The organism is Bacteroides fragilis NCTC 9343 (assembly GCF_000025985.1).
Lineage (GTDB): Bacteria > Bacteroidota > Bacteroidia > Bacteroidales > Bacteroidaceae > Bacteroides > Bacteroides fragilis.
Genome location: NC_003228.3, coordinates 2,632,940 through 2,652,688, shown reverse-complemented (window position 1 = coordinate 2,652,688; position 19,749 = coordinate 2,632,940). Strand labels below are relative to the sequence as shown.

Here is a 19,749-nt window from a genome sequence, read left to right as displayed (position 1 = left end):
AAAGAAGACAATAAACGGAATGATAAAATCAAATCTGACCGACTACCATAAACAACAACTTAAAAAAATATAAGAAATTATGAATTCACATCAAGAATTATTCGGTGGAAATATTCCACAAGATGTAACTGGAAAACAAGGCGAAAACGCTATCTTCATTGTCTACGGGCTGAAACAATCGGATAACACTATAAAACAAGTAAAAGATCTATGTGCTAACTTTTCCGCACTGATACGCAGTATGCGTAACCGATTTCCCGAAATGCAATTCAGTTGTACGATCGGATTCGGAGCTGATGCTTGGAAACAACTTTTTCCAGAGCAGGGCAATCCTAAGGAATTAAAGACTTTTGAAACAATTAAAGGAGCTAAATATATTGCGGTTTCAACCCCCGGTGATATTCTTCTACACATCCGGGCAAAACAGATGGGACTCTGCTTTGAGTTTGCCTCCATTATCGACGAAAAGCTGAAAGGGGTTGTAGATTCAATCGATGAAACTCATGGATTCAGGTATATGGATGGAAAAGCAATCATCGGTTTTGTGGACGGTACCGAAAATCCGGCAGTAGATGAGAATCCCTATCATTTTGCGGTGATAGGTGACGAGGACCCGGACTTTATCGGTGGCAGTTACGTCTTCGTACAAAAATACATTCACGACATGACTACATGGAATTCACTTCCGGTCGAAGCCCAGGAAAAGGTAATCGGCCGTCATAAATACAATGATGTGGAATTGTCGGACGAGGAAAAGCCGCAAAATGCACACAACGCTGTCACTAATATTGGAGACGACTTGAAAATAGTACGTGCCAATATGCCGTTTGCCAATACTTCGAAAGGAGAATACGGAACATATTTTATCGGCTATGCAAGTACCTTCAGCACCACCCACAAAATGTTGGAGAATATGTTTATCGGTGACCCTGTGGGAAACACCGACCGTTTACTGGACTTCAGCACTCCGATAACAGGAACCCTGTTTTTCGCACCTTCATACGATCTGCTTGCTAAACTCGGAGAGTAATAGTTACTCTCCATATAGTACAGTTTCTACTATCCAGGCAAAAACATTAGCTATGAGTTTGGACGCATTATTATTAATGGTCCCGGAATTATTGTTTATACGGTTATCGGTAGTTGACGTCGAACTGGACGCCGAACTACCTATATCCGTATCACCCCAATAAACGATTCTCCTTGAATAATCAATGCCTAAAACAATACCTCCCGCAGGTCCCATCAATATAGGAGTAATGCCTTTGGATGCTTCCGTGTTGAGCTGTATTTCGCCATGATAAGCATCATAATTGCGTAAAGAGAAGTCGGTATTGATAGGAGTATATGGGGCACTGGTAAAAGGACCGGTAGTGCTAAAGTAGCTGTTACCATTCTCTGGAGTTGCCAAAGGATAGGGACCGGTATTACTCGTTAAAAAAGAAATGCCGTTATTCCCGCCCAATATCTCTTTTAATAAATTCTGGCTGACATCCAGAGCATCATAAGAAACAATCAATACACGATTCTTTTTCGATTTCACCCAGTTATGAGCTTTTTGTGCATCCGAGGTACCGAACAACAGATTGCCCATATAATGGACATAGACAACATCAAAAGAGGCAAAAAGAGCATCGGTTAAGTTATTATAGTTGGCATTTACACCTATCAGATTATAACCTCCACATTCAACAGTTCCGGTCGGACCGAAATTATTTTGATTATTCAATATACCTCGAAGACCGGTTGCACGCGCTTCGGCACTGCCGGAACCAATAATGTTCGTTCCCAGATATCCCAACCCGGCATTGAACGTTAGAAGATGAATTGTCTGATAAGCGGCCACATCATATTTTTGCTGAATATTCACCAGAATACGCCAACGGTGGGCTGTGATGACAAAATTTTGAATTCGGCTAGTATCATTCGTCGAATTACTCTGCAGAGCCGTAATCACTAACTGACTTCCATTTTGAGCTTTTGTTACAGTAAAGTATTCATTTGCCAATGACTGACTTCCGGTTCCTGTGGGAGTTCCTGCGGCATCGGCCCATTGTAAGGTATAGTCTGGAAGATCGGTACTTACGTTGATAATGCCTGCGGAACCTGCTTTGTTCTTGAGAACAATTTCCCGGGTCGACACTCCAAAATGATGTTCTCCATCAAAATTCATATCAATGGTGTAATCATCCCAAGCCTGTACTTCGGCTACGATATGGGCGGAACGATTATTCGCCGCTTCGTCCGGACTACCCCACCCCGGACCTGAGACCTTCTTTATATTGAATATGTACTTATGATTACGAAGTACTTTCCCGAAAGCATTTTCAACATTATCGGGATCAAAATCCATACGGTAGTAACCCGGTTGATCACTCCCTTCATAATAACCCTCTACAACAATACAGGTTGCCTGACTTACCCGGTTGTCCGGAGTTGGTGAATCGGCTTCAGGCAAATAAAGTTGGGCTGAAAATTCATTCAGGTTCTCAGTAGGTACAGGATACAGGATACTGTTTACATTTCCGGAACTTCCGGCAGGTACGCTCGGAAGCGTAACCCTGACGACTCCAGTTTCATCGGGTATTATCTGTAAGTGGTCATTGGCACGATATGCTTTCACCCCTGACAGCTTAAAGTTTGCCACTTCCGTAGCTTTCACGTCTACCCGGGCAATGGAACGTAACATCTTTATTCCGGTAATATTATTTATAACCGTTGCTTCTAATCCTCCGGGCAATTCATACTCCCCATACATTGGAAAATCGGAAGTGATATTGTTGAACCGGAGATTGATGTTCTTTTTCACCAAATCTTCGCTATCATCCACCGAAGGCTCATTGGCTATTACCGCATCGGTAGCATTGGCCAATATGAGTAATTTTAAAGGCGAACTGCTTGATTTTAATAAAGCTTTAAAAGAAGCAGCGGATGAAGTGTTGTTGATGGATATGCCGGGTACACGGTACTTATATTTACCTTCTTCAAACACTAACACTTGAATCTCACTGATTTTAGACTCATGATCGGTCGTCGCAAATGTTCCTCGCGTCCGGGCATATGTAGTGGAGGCCGGTATGGTTATCACTAACCTTACCGATACATCCTCTGTATTATTTCTATCTGCATCTCCGGACACTTCCATACTGTCGGTACACGACATATATAAAAGGCCGGTTATCAGAATTACCATTAATTTTTTCATTAGGGCTTAGGTTTATTTTCTCAGATACAAAGATGGACTTTTTCAGGAAAGAATCCGTGGCGTTTAATGAATGGTGTAAACAAAGATTTTTCTATTATCACATCTCACATGAATTTATTGTCCAATTATGCAACAATCGGAAATGTGTGTAAAGACGTGTATCTATTTTCGAAACTTCGTCATAAACTTTTCACCAGTTCTTGTTGCCGGTTAAAGAAATGGATTCGCTGAACCTCGCCACTCTGCGAAATCAAAGTTGAATACTTCTTTAATGACTGTATCCATAGCTTCAAGTGCTGAAATAGAAAATCATCTTTCGAAGTTATGGAATTAATGGAAAAGACCCCTATCAGGCATTGATGGTAAATATCTGTTTCTACATAACTATATGTAGACTCAAAATTGATATCGGATATATATATTTTCACATCTTTTCCGGATGAATATTTTCCCTGAGCTGAAATTTTTTCCAATTCATTCAGCAATATCAATAATTCCTTTTTTATTCTTTTTACACTGTCTTCTGATATCAGATTGATATTTAAGAAAAACTTGACCTCATTGACCAATCTGATAAATATCTCTTTATCCCATATATAATTGGTTGACTGGAATAGCTGAGACAGATTTACAAATTCTTTTTGCTTGTCAATCAATTTTTCTGGAATCTCCAAATCTTCATAATGTCTGCCTGCATATGTACTTTCATGCTGGTAAATCCATTTGAAAAGTTGGAATTTGGATAAGGCTTCATACTTTAAATACAGGGTTTGTGGAACGGTATTTGAAGAGGTGCTTCTTTCCGAACTTTCCCGTTCAATCAATTGACCGAACAACTTTATATACGAATCGATAATAGAATAATAGGTCTCCGTAGGGCGTTGGCATTGCAACATATTCAGATTAACAATAGCGTTGTCATTCAAATCGGCCCCTACTATTTTATCAAGAGAGATGCCCATGTGTTGAGATATGGTGGCAACTTCGGCAAAAGTGAACGGTACTTCACCCCGCAACCGCCTGTAAGTAGCTTCTTTGCCAAGGTAAAGAATATCCATCAGCGCATTTGCAAGATTATTCCCCTTGGGTAAGTATATTTTCATTGCATCTATTAAATCTGTATTTATATTACGCATAATCATTGTTTTTATATTTTTATCTGTAAACAAGTAATCTGTAACTTTTGTTTCGCCTATCGAAACGAACAATCCCTTTGATGACGGTGCGTTGCATTATCAGAGCTTTCTTTTGCAGGGATTGCTTCAATAGACACTTTTTGTTTATAAATACATTTTTAAAGTCACAAATCGTTGTTGTCTGGAAGGTATATTTGTTATCTGAAAAAAATGTAGTATATCCACCTAAATAAAAAGATAATGAAAACAAGTAAAATCTTTATGACTACACTGGTTGCATTGACTATGGCTGCATGCAGCAATGACAATGATTGGGTTGACCAGTCCAGGAATCCGGACGTAATTGCCCCGGATGCATATGCCTCTTTTTCCATCAACATTCCCCACGCATCGAAGACACGTGCAGTATCTACAGATCCGGGAATTGCAGCGGAAAACACTGTGAAATCCTTACATGTGTTTATTTATGACGCAGAATCTCCCAATACACCTACTGTAGCTGAATTTACGGTCGCAGGAGGTACACTCACACAGAAACCAGCCGGGAGTTCTACCTGGATGACCAGCCAACCGATCAGCACTAAAAAGACGGATAAATATATTTTTGCGGGAGTAAACCTTAATGCAGAAATAGTGAACTATATTACTTCTAACGGATTGGGTGCATTCAGCTATAAAGATTTCACACAAGAAATAACAAAATTGGCGGATCAAACAAATGGATTTGTCATGTTCAATAGTGCTTATCCGACCCTTACGCCCGCTGCTGATTTATATGAGAAGAAAAGTGAAGCCGAAAACAATCACATAACCATTTCTGTGAATCGCGTCACTGCAAAAGCGGCGGTGTTCCAATCACAGAGCTTTGTGGTGAACGGAGGCGGAACGATGACAGATCTGAAGTTCGGCTGGAGAAACCTGAATAAAAAATTCTACTTTATTCAGGATAACAGAGACGCTCTCATCAAAGACTATAATTGGGCTAATTATACCGCAGAAGATTTTACGAGGGGAACAGATGCCATCAACGTTTATGCTTCGGCTGATGTGCCTACCTCTTTTTCTTATGCTACGGAAAATGCATTCCAGTATATTTCGGGTACATCCAATGTGGATGCAGCAACTTTTATCAGTGTCAGCGGGGTATTTACACCCACTAACATCATATCTGCCAAAAAAAATCCCCCTACAGTTGCGGCTGATTTTGAAATCATCGTCAATCCGAAACCGGTGGATAAAACATTCTTTGTCGTGCGGACTGCCGATGGTGTTGCCAATTACTTTATAGATGGACCTACGGCAGAAAAGTTTGCGGAGCTATGTGCCGCGAATACTCCGCAAATGCCATCTATCAATGGGATCTACCTATTATCGGAGAATACGTATAGCAACGGATTGTGTTACTATCATATTTTTGTTAACGGTGACGCAGTCACACCGCAGGCTCCTTATAATATCTACAGAAACCAATATTTCAAGATCAACATCAATTCTATACAAGCACCGGGAAATCCTTCGGACAATTTTGACAGAGGAGAACCAATCAAGCCTAATTCATGGATTGGGGTCGACATCCAGATTATCCCTTGGGAGGTGATTGAAGAAGATCACGATTTATAACCAGCTAATTAATGCCCCACAGAATGTTTACCTGCAAGATAGAAGCCGGATTCAGAGTATTCATATTCATTATATTGCATTTCGTACTCACGAATTGTATCCGGGAAGATATGTCCGGATGTCCCCGGGATGATGGAGGGCTGGCTCTCAAATTCAGCTATGATACAAATGCAGACTCAAGACTGAGCACTGCGCAAGGTGTTGATCGATTGGCTGTTTTCATATTCGATGAAAAAGGACTTTTTATCTCTCAGGTAAACGATTCTATGACTTCAATCAACGACGATTATGTCATGGAGCTGCCTTACAAACAGGGCAGTTACCAATTTGTAGCATGGGGTGGCTATGATAAAAGTACTTATCAGACTTCTGAATGTGTGCCGAGGAAAACTTATATCGATGATTTCTTTCTATCTGTAAAACGTCAGGAGGACAACCAGGTAACCAATCAGCCCAAACTGCTCTATCATGGTATGCACGATATAGTGGAGCTTAACAGTAAAGAAAAAACAATCGTATTGATAAACTTGAAACAAATGACGAATCATATCCGGGTTATTGCTCATAATTTGAATCAAGATAGAAGTGACAACATTTATATAGAGGATAATAACGGTAAGTATGGATATGATTCACAATTCTCCGATGATGACCGGATAACCTATATTCCCATTTATGAAGCATCATCGGAACAATCAAATCCGTTGATTGCCGACTTCAATGTAATGAGGCTGGAAAAGGATAGAGAACCCTGGCTGCGAATTGCCGACAAAACTGGTACAATCCGCTATGATGAGAATCTTATTGGTAAACTTATAGGCGGAAATCCCAATATTGATTTTGAGCATAACCATGATTTCACCATTGAAATATCCTTCGATAACTACATCCCGGTCATTATCAAGATTAATGGCTGGGAGATAGTTAATGAAGAAATATGACTATAAACTGCAGAACAATGAAACAAAGAAAGGTACACTCATATCAATGAGAATACCATGAAAAATGGCAACGGGTATCATATCCTTTCCGGAATAAAGGGTGATGGATGGCAACAATACATCCATTGAATTTACTCCGGCTGCAGAAATTGGTGCCAGTTTTCCAAAGTATTTTCGGATTAACGGTGCACCCAGCAATGCCATCATCTCACGGAAGATATTAGCCAGCAAAGCAATAGTGCCAAGCTCTGTTGCCAACTGTAATCCGACAGAAGCCTCTTTGAATTGAGTAATCAAAATAGATGAAAGGGAATAATAAGCAAATCCGCTTCCTACCGCCATACAATCGAATACACTCCACTGACTCAGCAATAAACTGGCAAAAGCTGAAAAAAGAAGAGTTCCGACAATGGTAGCTATCGGCACTAAAAGCATATTGGGACGTAGGCTTTTGATCAGAAATTTCAGATTCTTATTGCTCCCGATACTGATGCCAACCTGCAACATCAACGCATAAAGTATGTACATAGAAAGATTGTGCATGTCAAACTGGAAATCATTGAAGATTCCGACCAGACAACCTATACAGAAAAATGCAACAACAATTAGACTGCTTTTCATGACTTTCCTCCTTTCTTGAAAAACAGGCGTAATACGAGAAAAGAAGCCAACATGCTGCCCAAGATACTTGAAGTAGCCAACACAATGGCTTGCCATCCGAATTTACCCAGATTATTTACGATTAAACTATTGGAGCCTATCGAAAGGCCCAGCACGAAAAGTAGCAGGAATATCGTAAGCGAAGTACTCTTTTCTACTTTCTCCAGAAATTTCAGGTTACGCAGCAAATAACCGATGCCAATACCTAAAAACATGATAGATATAATGGAAAACATACTCGTATATTTTAAAAAGTTACACAATGCACTCCCTGGCAACTTTTATGTATAAGCTGCCGGACAGATCCTCTCTTTCACCTTATATTAATAAGTGAACGAAAAGAGATAAATCAAACTACAAAACAGGGAGTAATTCAGATAAATCCGCTAAACCAATGTACATGCACAATGCAGTGTCCGTACAGAATCTTATTTTCTTGCACGGCATTATGTATGCTATATGTAGTAAACAATCGGTTCATATTATTCATTAATTACAGTGCAAAGGTAATACTTTTGCGCATATTTTCCAAATAATTATGCAAAATATAAATAATCATAGTAGTGGAATTACTCATAAAAAGACGATGAAAATCTTGCAGAACCTATTTTTTTCTTCGTATCTTTACAAACCGAAATAAAGGATATATCAATAAACATATAACGATATGGAAAACAGAAGTTTAGTAACCATAGCGGAGCATTCGAGGGAGAAAATTCTCTATATGCTCGAAATGGCGAAACAATTTGAAAAGAATCCCAACCGCCGGTTATTGGAAGGCAAAGTAGTCGCTACCCTGTTCTTTGAACCTTCTACGCGTACCCGACTAAGTTTCGAAACTGCTGCCAATCGACTAGGCGCACGGGTAATCGGATTTTCGGATCCCAAAGCCACCAGTTCATCCAAGGGGGAGACTCTGAAAGATACCATTATGATGGTGAGTAATTACGCTGATGTGATTGTTATGAGACATTATCTGGAAGGAGCAGCACGCTATGCAAGTGAAGTGGCTCCGGTACCTATCGTAAATGCCGGAGACGGAGCCAACCAGCATCCTTCGCAAACGATGCTCGATCTCTATTCTATATATAAAACACAAGGTACACTGGAGAATCTGAATATCTATTTGGTAGGTGATTTGAAATACGGACGTACCGTACACTCTTTACTGATGGCTATGCGCCACTTTAACCCGACTTTCCACTTTATTGCCCCCGAGGAACTGAAAATGCCGGAAGAATATAAAATATATTGCAAAGAGCACAATATAAAATATGTAGAGCATACGGACTTTAACGAAGAGGTAATTAAGGATGCTGATATCCTTTACATGACCCGCGTACAACGTGAACGTTTCACTGATCTAATGGAATATGAACGGGTAAAAAACGTATATATCCTTAAAGCGAAAATGCTTGAAAATACTCGTTCTAACCTTCGTATTCTTCATCCGTTACCACGTGTCAATGAAATTGCTTATGATGTGGATGACAGTCCGAAAGCTTATTATTTTCAACAAGCGCAAAATGGACTCTATGCCCGTCAAGCTATACTTTGCGATGTATTAGGAATCACTTTACAAGATATTTTATAAAATCATGAGCGAGAATAAACAAGCATTACAGGTGGCCGCACTGAAAAATGGCACTGTTATCGATCATATACCTTCAGAGAAACTTTTTACGGTAGTTTCATTGCTCGGATTGGAACACATGACGACTAATATTACTATCGGATTCAATTTGGACAGTAAAAAACTAGGTAAGAAAGGAATCATCAAGATTGCCGATAAATTTTTCTGTGACGAAGAAATCAATCGAATTTCCGTAGTAGCCCCTCATGTGAAACTGAACATCATCCGTGATTACGAAGTAGTAGAAAAAAAAGAAGTGCGAATGCCTGACGAGTTAAAAGCTATCGTAAAATGTGCTAATCCCAAATGTATCACGAATAATGAACCGATGGCTACTTTATTTCATGTGATCGACAAAGACAATTGTGTTATAAAATGTCATTACTGCGAGAAAGAACAAAAAAGAGAAGATATTACAATCATTTAGTTATGCACTGCAAGCTACGAGTTCTAGACCGCTAAACGATGTCGGACGTAACTCGTAGCTCGTAACATATAAAGTGAATAAAAAGATGAAGCAAGACTGGAAGCCCGGAACTCTGATTTATCCGTTGCCTGCCGTATTGGTAAGTTGCGGAAGCGATGAAAGCGAATACAATATACTTACGGTGGCATGGACCGGAACCATTTGTACCAATCCGCCGATGTGTTACATTTCTGTTCGTCCCGAACGTCATTCTTATCCTATTATAAAAAAGAATATGGAATTTGTGATCAATTTAACAACCCGGGATATGGCATTCGCAACAGATTGGTGTGGGGTACGTTCAGGGAAGGATTATCATAAGTTTGAAGAAATGAAACTAACCCCGGGCAAATGTTCTGTAGTGAATGCACCTCTCATTGAAGAATCTCCCCTTTGTATTGAATGCCGTGTGAAAGAAATCGTATCTCTGGGATCACATGACATGTTTATTTCTGACGTAGTAAACATCCGTGCAGATGATCGTCATCTAAACCGGGAAACCGGAAAGTTGGAACTGGCAGAAGCAAATCCGCTTGTATATGTACACGGAGGATATTATAATTTAGGAGAAAAGATAGGAAAATTCGGTTGGTCAGTAGAAAAGAAAACAAAGTGAAACGAATAGTTCTCCTTTTTATATCGATATGGATTGCTTTTGCCGCTTATGGGGAAGACAATCATAAAAAGGAAAGACACCCGGATGACCGCAAAATAAATGTAGGAATCAGGGGTGGATTCAACTCTTCTATGTTTCTGGTTTCTGATCTGAAAATTAAAGATGTAACCATTGACGAAATTCAGAACAACTACAAAATAGGATATTTCGGTGCTCTCTTTATGCGCTTGAACATGAAAAGGCATTTTATACAACCGGAAATCTCGTACAATATCAGCAGGTGCGAGATTTCTTTCGATAAACTCGGCTCACAGCATCCCGACATTGAACCTGACTATGCATCGGTCAGTTCCACTATCCACAGCATTGATTTTCCATTACTATATGGTTATCATGTAGTAAAACAAGGTCCTTACACAATGTCTCTCTTTGCAGGACCGAAACTAAGATACTTGTGGAATAAGAAGAATAAAATCACTTTTGAGAACTTTGATCAACAGGGTATCCACGAAAAGCTGTATCCCTTCAATGTCAGTGCAGTAATTGGCGTTAGTGTCAACATCTCCCGCATTTTTTTCGATTTTCGATACGAGCAAGGGCTTCACAATTTATCAAAATCAGTAACATACGATAATATAGATATGGAAGGTAGACCGGAAGTAAGCAATATCACCTTTCGACGTCGTGACAATGTGCTTAGTTTTTCACTCGGAGTTATATTTTAAATAACTTTTTCTTCAAAAAGGTTGCACACTCTTTAAATAATATCTAAATTTGTGCGATTATAATAATAAAGGTTTCAAGATACACTTTAATCTTATTATAACAAATAATGAAAAGAGACGATTTAATTTTCGATATTATCGAAAAAGAACATCAACGTCAGTTGAAAGGCATTGAGCTGATCGCATCAGAAAATTTCGTAAGTGATCAGGTGATGGAGGCAATGGGATCTTGTCTTACCAATAAATATGCGGAAGGATATCCGGGTAAACGCTACTATGGTGGCTGTGAAGTGGTAGACCAAAGCGAACAAATTGCCATTGACCGCCTGAAAGAGATTTTTGGTGCAGAATGGGCCAATGTGCAACCCCACTCAGGAGCACAGGCTAATGCAGCCGTATTTCTGGCTGTACTGAATCCGGGAGATAAATTCATGGGGCTGAATCTGGCACATGGAGGACACCTTTCACATGGTTCATTAGTAAACACTTCGGGAATCATTTATACTCCCTGCGAATATAATCTGAAACAGGAAACTGGGCGCGTAGATTACGATCAAATGGAGGAAGTAGCATTGCGTGAAAAGCCCAAAATGATCATTGGAGGCGGTTCGGCCTACTCTCGTGAATGGGATTATAAACGTATGCGCGAAATTGCCGACAAGGTAGGAGCAATTCTCATGATCGACATGGCACATCCTGCTGGGTTAATTGCAGCCGGTCTATTGGATAATCCTGTGAAATATGCACATATTGTGACTTCAACCACTCATAAGACCCTCCGAGGACCTCGTGGTGGCGTAATCATGATGGGAAAAGACTTTCCTAATCCTTGGGGAAAGAAAACTCCGAAAGGAGAAATTAAGATGATGTCTCAACTACTTGACTCAGCTGTATTCCCAGGAATACAAGGAGGGCCGTTGGAACATGTGATTGCAGCCAAAGCTGTAGCTTTCGGTGAATGTTTGCAACCCGAATATAAAGAATATCAAAAACAGGTACAAAAGAATGCCGCTGTATTAGCACAAGCCTTGATTGACCGTGGTTTCACTATTGTTTCAGGTGGCACAGATAATCATTCCATGCTGGTTGACTTGCGTAGTAAATACCCTACTCTAACAGGTAAGGTTGCAGAAAAAGCACTCGTATCTGCTGATATAACAGTTAATAAAAATATGGTTCCGTTTGATAGTCGTTCCGCATTCCAGACTTCAGGTATCCGTTTGGGTACTCCTGCCATCACAACACGTGGTGCAAAAGAAGATCTGATGTTGGAAATCGCGGAAATGATCGAAACCGTATTATCTAACGTAGAAAATGAAGAAGTGATAGCACAAGTACGTGCACGTGTCAACAAGACAATGGAAAAATATCCGATCTTCGCATATTAAATAGCACATTTTAGTATTAAACAATAACATACGTGGGCTCGCAATTCTCTGTGAAGAAAGTTGCGGGCATTTTTTTGCTCTTTTAACATCGCATTAACACCTCCCTCAAAACCTTTCATTCCTGTTAACCGTTGATAAGTAACTAAAAAAAGAAGATGATATTTACTTAATACCTAAACTGATATGAAAATAAGAAATCTAATGGTCGCAGCAACCTTATTGGTTACTGCCGGAGCTATGGCTCAAAATCAAGATTGTGCCTTCTTTTTTCCCAACCAAGAAGGTGAACAAATCACCCGTAATTGCTACACTGCTGATGGTAAACTTACTAATATCCTAGTCTACAGAGTAGATCAGGCGTATGAATATCCGTCAGGTATGGAGGTAGTAGCAAATTATACATTTGCTGATGCCGCAGGCAAAACACTCAATTCCGGACAAATGGTAGCTCGTTGTAGCGATGGAAATTTTTCTATGAGTATGGGAGATGTGGCAACATTCCCCACAGCACTCAACATGATGAACGCTGATGTATATATGATGGGAGATTTAATGAATTATCCGGATGCCTTTTCTAATCCGATGAATCCGGGAGACGATGACGAATTTGATGACGGAACTCTGCGTCTTTACCAAAAAGGAAATAAAAACAACCGGGCTGAAATCTCCGTTTTCGACAGAGAATTTGTTACTACAGAAACTGTAAATACTCCTGCTGGAGCATTTTATTGTACGAAAGTAAAGTATGAAATGAATATCTGGACACCGAAAGAAACAATTAAGGGTTACGGATATGAATGGTATGCACCCAATATTGGTATTGTCCGTTCCGAACAATATAATAATAAAAAGGAGCTACAATCGTACAGTGTGTTAGAAAGAATTAAAAAATAGCACACTGGACTCTATATATCCGTCATCCCCGCCATTCGTTCAGAAAGAATAGCGGGGATTTATTTGACTAATCTCCAAGAATCACAATAAATTTATGGGCCTCCAAGAAACTATCTCAGAATAGAAAAAAGAGGCAATATTACTGGTTCGGATATAATGATCCCCTCGTTCTAGCTTTAATCTATTACAATACAAGGCTAGAACAAGGGGATTCTTATATTTGAAGTTTTAACCTATAAAATCCTCAATTTCCAGTTTTTTTTGAAACTACCTCTTCCTGTATATGGAAAAGTTTAGCTCAATCCTTCAATATTACCATCCACAATATCGATATGGAGTGCTTGCGGCTCTTTTGGCAAACCAGGCATACGCATAATCTCACCTGCAATCGCTACAATCATTTCGGCTCCATTGTTAATAACGATATCTTTAATATGGAGTTCAAAGTTATCTACTGCCCCATATACTTTTGGATCGGCTGAAAAAGAATATTGCGTTTTGGCAATGCATACAGGATAATGACCGATTCCCATTTCTTCAATTAATTTAATCTTGTTACGGGTCAATGTGCTATAGGTCACAACGCTTGCACCGTATAAATTGGTTGCGACTTTCTCAATCTTCTGCTGTACACTATCTTCATCATTATAGGTAAACTGTAATGGTTCGGATGGTTTGTTTTCAATTGTCTCAACCACCAGATTCGCCAGATCGACGGCGCCTTCACCACCTTCTGAAAAAGCATTATTGATAGCATAGCCTACTCCCAACTGCTCACAGTGCTCACGAAGCAACTCCATCTCTTCATCCGTATCACTGGCAAACTTATTGAAAGCAACAATAACAGTCTGACCAAACGAGTGCAGATTGCGGACATGCTTATCTAAATTACGCAAACCTTCTCTCAATCCTTCGAGGTTTGGCTCCTTAATGCGATCGAGACTAACTCCCCCATGCATTTTAAGTCCTTGCGCAGTAGCCACAATCACTGTCAAACGCGGCTGCAACCCACTCTTGCGACATTTAATATTGTAGAATTTCTCTGCTCCCAAATCAGCACCGAAACCGGCCTCTGTAATTACATAATCACCAAAAGTCATTGCCATCTTCGTTGCTAATATAGAATTACATCCATGAGCAATATTAGCAAATGGACCTCCATGCACAAAGGCGGCAGTACCTTCGGTAGTCTGTACCAGGTTCGGATGTATAGCATCTTTCAATAGAACTGTTATAGCTCCTGCCACACCCAGATCTTTAACTGTAAACGGTTTATTATCATAGGTATATCCTAAAAGAATATTTTCAATTCGACGGCGAAGATCATCCACGTCTTTTGAAAGACAAAGAATTGCCATGATTTCTGATGCTGGAGTAATATCAAATCCGGATTCCTGCGTAATACCGTTGGTCTTCGGTCCTAGACCAACTACGATATTCCGTAAAGAACGGTCGTTCACATCAAGTACCCGACGCCAAAGAATCTCTTTTAGACCGAAACCCTTAGATTGATTTTGGTATAAATAATTATCCAGCAATGCGGAAATCATATTGTGAGCAGAAGTGATAGCATGAAAATCACCGGTAAAATGCAAATTAATCTTCTCCATCGGAAGTACCTGGGCATAACCGCCTCCTGCCGCTCCTCCTTTCATTCCGAAGCACGGTCCCAAGGAAGGTTCGCGCAAAGCGACAATTGCTTTTTTGCCAATCTTATTCAGTCCTAACGCAAGACCGATAGAAACAGTCGTTTTACCAATGCCCGCCTTGGTTGCAGTAATGGCAGTAACCAAAATCAGGTTACTCTTTTTTACTTTCTCTTCATCAATCAGATACTCGGGAATTTTGGCAATATAACGACCATAATTTTCTACTTCATCGCGGGGAATGCCGATGCTTTCTGCTACTTGTTTTATTTTCTTCAACTCAACACTACGTGCTATTTCTATGTCTGATTTCATATCGGGAGTTTTTAGGTTTTTAAAATGGAGTTGCAAAATTAACAATTAACTCCATATCAAAGTTGACTTTATTACCTTTTTTTAGTAGGGAGCAAAAAGATACCGGAGGATTGACGGATTTCCCATTGAAAAAAGGCGTATATTTGTTACCTACAAACAACAAACAATATGATGCGATATATAATCCTCTTAGTCTTGTGCGCCTGGACCGGAATAGCATTGGCCATAGATTACCATGCAAAAGACAGTCTTTTATTACAATTAAAACAAACGACAATAGCTGCAGAACGAATCAATATTTACCGAAACCTGGCGGACATTTGTTTTGAAACCCCTGATGAAAAGACATATTTGCTCAACATGTATAGAGAAGCCCAAAAGGCTGGCGATACATCGGGTATGCTCAATGCCTTAAATGATCTTGTATGCGGAGAGACAAAAGAATATCGTATGGATTCAGCATATCATTATATGGAACTGATAAAAGCAATCCGGGAGCCGCAAGAAACAGCCCCTGTATTGGCTTACCTTCAAATGCGATTTTTCGATACACTATGCAGCCACAATGAAACAGAAGAAGCTATCACAAAAGAATTGCAATTTATAGAAGAAAAGAAATCTGATGAAGCATCACTTTACAGTAAAATCGCCCAAGCTTACATCACCGGTGGTAGCCTTCATTACAATGACATGATAAAGGAGGCACTCCCCTATCTGGAAACAGCAATGAACTTATCTAAGCAATTGCCTCCGGAAAAGCAAATCTTATTTGTATCGATCATTGTTTGGAAATTATCCAATACATACAGTATGCTGAATAAATGTGATTCAGCCATCCGGATTTTAGATGAGAATCTGCAAACCCAACAACAATATTACAAAGATCACTATCAAACACAACGTCCTTTTTATAATATGGCGATACACGAATTACGCTTTTATACATCTCTATTGACTAATGCCATTTCGGAGGCTCCCGAAAAAATGGATTATTACTGGCAACAAATAGTTAAATTGAACAAAAAGCTAACCAATCCGTACGATCGATATAACTATTTTCTATCGATGGATAACTATTATCTGAATCAAAAGCCCCAACCCCATTATGAAAAAGCATTGGTGGCTAATGATAGTCTGATACAAATTGCACAAGAAATAATCCCAAACAATCTACCGGGATTATACGACATTCAATCACAAACCTACGAAGCCATGGGTAACTTCAAAGAGGCATTGGCATACCTCAGAATAGCGACTCAATATAAAGATTCGCTGACTACTGAAAATATGCAAAAGCAATTGGGTGAACTCCAGATAAAATATGAAGTGAATAAGTTGAACAATGAAAAGTCACAACTTGAAATTAAAAACAAACGTATTCTGGTGATATGCCTGTCTATCATTCTGATAATTGTAATCTTTGTCTGTCTGTATTTATATCACGACCTGAAAAAAGAGAAAAAGATGAAGTTTCATCTCCGGAACCTCAAGCAAAAAGCCGAAGAAAGTGAAAAGATGAAGACAGCTTTCATAAACTCTATTTGCCACGAGATACGTACGCCACTCAATTCGATTGTAGGTTTCTCCGACTTGATATTCAATGATGAGATAGATAAAGAAACCCGTGAAGGTTTTTCACAAGAGATTCAGAAAAGTACAATTCTACTTACTTCATTAATCGATAATATGCTTGAAATATCCAGTCTGGATGTATCACAAGAGAAGTTACCTTGCAAAGAAGCGAATCTTAATTCTATCTGTATACAAGAGATGACATTATTAAATCGGTCTCATAAACCCGATATAGACTATCGGATTGACTTGCCGGAACACCCCATCATACTGACCACACACGAGAAATATTTATCATTAGTCATAGAGCATCTATTGAACAATGCAAATAAGTTCACTGAAAAAGGCATTATCACCCTCCATTGTCACATCGACGAAGCACGCCAACAAGTTCATATAAGCGTAACAGATACCGGATGTGGTATACCGGCAGACAAACATAAGGAGGTTTTCGAACGATTCTCCAAGCTCAATGCATTCACTCCGGGTAACGGATTGGGACTTTATTTGTGCCAACTGATCATCCGCAGATTGTCCGGAAAGATAAGCATTGACCCAACATATACAGGAGGTATCAGAATAACAGTGATTTTACCTGTTCAATGACACCTCCTTAATTCTCGAACACAGAACTATTTGAAACGTGAGGTATCCACTCCCTCCCGTTTCTTCTCTTTATAGCCTCCAAACTTATAGGTAAGCGAAACACCAAATTCACGGAAAGCAGAGTAATGGTTGGTCACGTTCTGCATAGCATAATAAATTCGCGGTGAAATCTGCCCTGTTTCAAGCAAGTCATTACATCGAAGAGTCAGCAATGCCTTTCCATTGGCAAAACCATACCTGAGCGCTATGTCCAAGTTGCCGGATGCCGGTAAATCATAGATGCCTTGTATCGCCTTACTGCGTATCATTCCACTCACAATCAGCTTAATATCCGGATGTGAGAACAGAGTCACTGTATGATTCATATTCAACATCGCATAATATGCTTTCCGATCAAAAGGAATATCCCAAAAGTCACTGTCTTTTTGACGATCGTAAACGCCGGTCAATGTGAAACGCGATTTCAGCCAGCGTCCGATCGCAAATGGGACAACAGCCTGTACACCGGCTTGCTGTTCAAAATCAAAATTGAAATACTTATAAATTTCAACCAATCGCTCCGGTGATTGATAAAGGGTTTGTGTTGCATTATCCTTAGTATGACTATACCATGCATTAAACATATATTTACTGTTTAAAACATAAGTCAACTGTAGCTGGTAGTTAATCTCAGGTTTCAAATAAGGATTGCCGTGAATCTCGGAATATCCTCCACCCATATAAGAAACTGCATCCTGAGTAGCCCAGTAATCGGGATAACTTTTATCACTGCTGAGGGATAATTGCCATACATTTCCCGGTGCAGGAGCATAGTTAATGTTAAAAGTCGGATACAGGCTCCATTCATTCCATACAGTCGTGTGGAATTGTTCGGCAGCCAATGAGGCATCTAAAGACAATTTATCACCAAAAGCCTTGTTAAATCCGGCGTAAAAATTAAGTGTTTGTTCCCGACGACGAGACTTCATATTGCTATTTCCCGATATTATTTCATCAGTTTCAGGGTCATGATAATATTGATGGCTGTTGTCCAAACTTGTCGTATAAACTGCCCCATAATTCATTCCCCACCCATTGCCCAGATCATGTTCTCCGGAGAGGAAAAGTTTCCAACGATTGATACGCTGAGAGTCTTTAACACGAAAATCCAGTTCATCACTCCCCATCCGACTGTGAAGTAATTGTGAAGAAGGTGAATGATAATAAGTATATTCCACTCCGGCTTTCCATCCGAATGGCATATGATAATCGAGGCGTGCATTATGGAGCTGGTCGGTCATACGGGTACGGGCATTCGAAATTTGAGTGCCGTCTACAGTGCTCAGATTAAAACCATTCACAAATTGGGCATTGTATGTCACACTAAGTTGATGGTTTGCGGCAAATACATAATCGCCGGCTAAACGCAGGTTGTGTCTATTCGAACGGCTTCGTTGAGATTCATTCGTACTTATGGGATGTATCGTACCATCTGACAAAGCGTGCAAAGCCTCTTTATCCGTCAGGAAATAGTTTCGCCCATGACTGTAAGAGTAAAGAAAGTCTGCAGAGAATTTATGTTCCGAATACAGAAGGCTCGCACGCTCAGTCAAATATTCATAATGCTTTTGCCGATAATCACTGAAAAACTCACCCTGCAAGGTGGATTTCCCGAAGTCTCCCTGTTTCAGGCAGATATTTATCATAGCCCCCCGCACCTGATAACGTGCAGGAGCCGAATACATCACTTCGGCCTTTTCAATACGCCCGGCAGGAATGCTTTTTAAAAGAGTGTTCAGTTGTTCCTGAGTCATTGTGGTTACTTTGCCATCCAATACAACCGTAACACTTTTTCCTCCTAAAGTCAGATTATCATTCATTTCGCTCACTCCGGGGAGTTCCTTTATCGCGTCATATGCATTGTCTACTGCAAAATTCTGAATAAGTCGAGGCAAATCATATACAAGTTTTCCCTGCATTGCTTTCACCACCGGACGTTCACCTACCACCATCACTTCGGGCAAGGATCTGTACAAACTGTCTAAACGTCCATCCATCGTAATCAGACTATCCGCAGAAAGTATCCGATCTTCATCCGCGTTCTGTGCCGCTACCTGAAAGCAGACAGCACCTGCAAACACAAAAGTCAAGTAAATTCGTTTCATTTTTTATTCCTTGTTTGGGTTACAGTTGCAAAGTACGGCAGAAAAGGCAAGACAATACGTTATCATCGACTTATGTAGTGTTATCTACTGTTATCGGTAGTGTTATTTAGTCTTATCAGATGTAACAACAACAAAGGTTAACCATTATCTTTGCCTGCATGAAACTCCCAATCAAACATATC

General features: G+C 39.9%; 16 protein-coding genes. 10 read left to right on the top strand and 6 right to left on the bottom strand.

Annotated elements, in window-relative coordinates; translation table 11 throughout:
• Positions 1-79 precede the first annotated feature (79 nt).
• Positions 80-1,030 carry a Dyp-type peroxidase gene (locus BF9343_RS10680; protein ID WP_008660182.1) on the top strand — a complete coding sequence of 317 codons (951 nt, stop codon included), beginning with the start codon at positions 80-82 and terminating at the stop codon, positions 1,028-1,030.
• A gap of 3 nt (positions 1,031-1,033) precedes the next feature.
• Here BF9343_RS10680 and BF9343_RS10675 read toward each other — a convergent pair whose 3' ends face one another.
• On the bottom strand, positions 1,034-3,205 hold the full coding sequence (locus tag BF9343_RS10675; protein ID WP_010992927.1) for a fimbrial protein: 2,172 nt from the start codon (positions 3,203-3,205) through the stop codon (positions 1,034-1,036).
• A 179-nt stretch (positions 3,206-3,384) separates the two neighbouring features.
• Positions 3,385-4,341 carry a hypothetical protein gene (locus BF9343_RS10670; protein WP_005794164.1) on the bottom strand — a complete coding sequence of 319 codons (957 nt, stop codon included), beginning with the start codon at positions 4,339-4,341 and terminating at the stop codon, positions 3,385-3,387.
• Positions 4,342-4,581: 240 nt separating this feature from the next.
• Between BF9343_RS10670 and BF9343_RS10665 the strand changes: the two genes are divergently transcribed.
• Complete coding sequence (locus BF9343_RS10665) at positions 4,582-5,961, top strand: Mfa1 family fimbria major subunit (protein WP_010992925.1); 1,380 nt, start codon at positions 4,582-4,584, stop codon at positions 5,959-5,961.
• A 23-nt stretch (positions 5,962-5,984) separates the two neighbouring features.
• Complete coding sequence (locus tag BF9343_RS10660; protein ID WP_032575514.1) at positions 5,985-6,902, top strand: FimB/Mfa2 family fimbrial subunit; 918 nt, start codon at positions 5,985-5,987, stop codon at positions 6,900-6,902.
• On the opposite strand, the gene BF9343_RS10655 is transcribed toward BF9343_RS10660, so the two are convergent.
• Both BF9343_RS10655 and BF9343_RS10650 read right to left on the bottom strand, forming a co-directional pair.
• Positions 6,903-7,523, bottom strand: a complete 621-nt coding sequence (locus BF9343_RS10655; RefSeq protein WP_005803436.1) for a lysine exporter LysO family protein — start codon at positions 7,521-7,523, stop codon at positions 6,903-6,905. It abuts the gene before it with no gap.
• Complete coding sequence (locus tag BF9343_RS10650) at positions 7,520-7,798, bottom strand: LysO family transporter (RefSeq protein WP_005777620.1); 279 nt, start codon at positions 7,796-7,798, stop codon at positions 7,520-7,522. The genes BF9343_RS10655 and BF9343_RS10650 overlap by 4 nt, the downstream gene beginning before the upstream one ends.
• A 431-nt stretch (positions 7,799-8,229) precedes the next feature.
• Between BF9343_RS10650 and pyrB the strand changes: the two genes are divergently transcribed.
• The 6 genes from pyrB to BF9343_RS10620 all read left to right on the top strand — a co-directional run bounded on the left by pyrB (position 8,230) and on the right by BF9343_RS10620 (position 13,284).
• The gene (gene pyrB / locus BF9343_RS10645; RefSeq protein WP_005787548.1) at positions 8,230-9,156 is read left to right on the top strand and encodes an aspartate carbamoyltransferase; all 927 of its coding nucleotides are present in this window, start codon (positions 8,230-8,232) and stop codon (positions 9,154-9,156) included.
• 4 nt (positions 9,157-9,160) lie between these two features.
• Positions 9,161-9,622 (top strand): aspartate carbamoyltransferase regulatory subunit, encoded by a 462-nt coding sequence (gene pyrI, locus BF9343_RS10640; RefSeq protein WP_005787546.1) that lies wholly within the window; start codon positions 9,161-9,163, stop codon positions 9,620-9,622.
• An 85-nt stretch (positions 9,623-9,707) separates the two neighbouring features.
• Positions 9,708-10,277: a flavin reductase family protein gene (locus BF9343_RS10635; RefSeq protein WP_005787543.1), complete on the top strand. Its 570-nt coding sequence runs from the start codon at positions 9,708-9,710 to the stop codon at positions 10,275-10,277.
• Entirely contained in the window at positions 10,274-11,002 is a 729-nt protein-coding gene (locus BF9343_RS10630) for a porin family protein (protein ID WP_005787542.1), read from the top strand. The genes BF9343_RS10635 and BF9343_RS10630 overlap by 4 nt, the downstream gene beginning before the upstream one ends.
• A 107-nt stretch (positions 11,003-11,109) precedes the next feature.
• Positions 11,110-12,390: a serine hydroxymethyltransferase gene (gene glyA / locus BF9343_RS10625; RefSeq protein WP_005787540.1), complete on the top strand. Its 1,281-nt coding sequence runs from the start codon at positions 11,110-11,112 to the stop codon at positions 12,388-12,390.
• A gap of 183 nt (positions 12,391-12,573) precedes the next feature.
• Positions 12,574-13,284 carry a TapB family protein gene (locus tag BF9343_RS10620; protein ID WP_005787535.1) on the top strand — a complete coding sequence of 237 codons (711 nt, stop codon included), beginning with the start codon at positions 12,574-12,576 and terminating at the stop codon, positions 13,282-13,284.
• 293 nt (positions 13,285-13,577) lie between these two features.
• Here the strand turns inward: BF9343_RS10620 and BF9343_RS10615 are convergent, their stop codons facing one another.
• Entirely contained in the window at positions 13,578-15,245 is a 1,668-nt protein-coding gene (locus BF9343_RS10615; protein ID WP_005787533.1) for a formate--tetrahydrofolate ligase, read from the bottom strand.
• Positions 15,246-15,413: 168 nt separating this feature from the next.
• Between BF9343_RS10615 and BF9343_RS10610 the strand changes: the two genes are divergently transcribed.
• Positions 15,414-17,423: a tetratricopeptide repeat-containing sensor histidine kinase gene (locus BF9343_RS10610; RefSeq protein ID WP_010992923.1), complete on the top strand. Its 2,010-nt coding sequence runs from the start codon at positions 15,414-15,416 to the stop codon at positions 17,421-17,423.
• A 26-nt stretch (positions 17,424-17,449) separates the two neighbouring features.
• Here BF9343_RS10610 and BF9343_RS10605 read toward each other — a convergent pair whose 3' ends face one another.
• Complete coding sequence (locus BF9343_RS10605; protein ID WP_010992922.1) at positions 17,450-19,567, bottom strand: outer membrane beta-barrel family protein; 2,118 nt, start codon at positions 19,565-19,567, stop codon at positions 17,450-17,452.
• Positions 19,568-19,749: the final 182 nt, after the last annotated feature.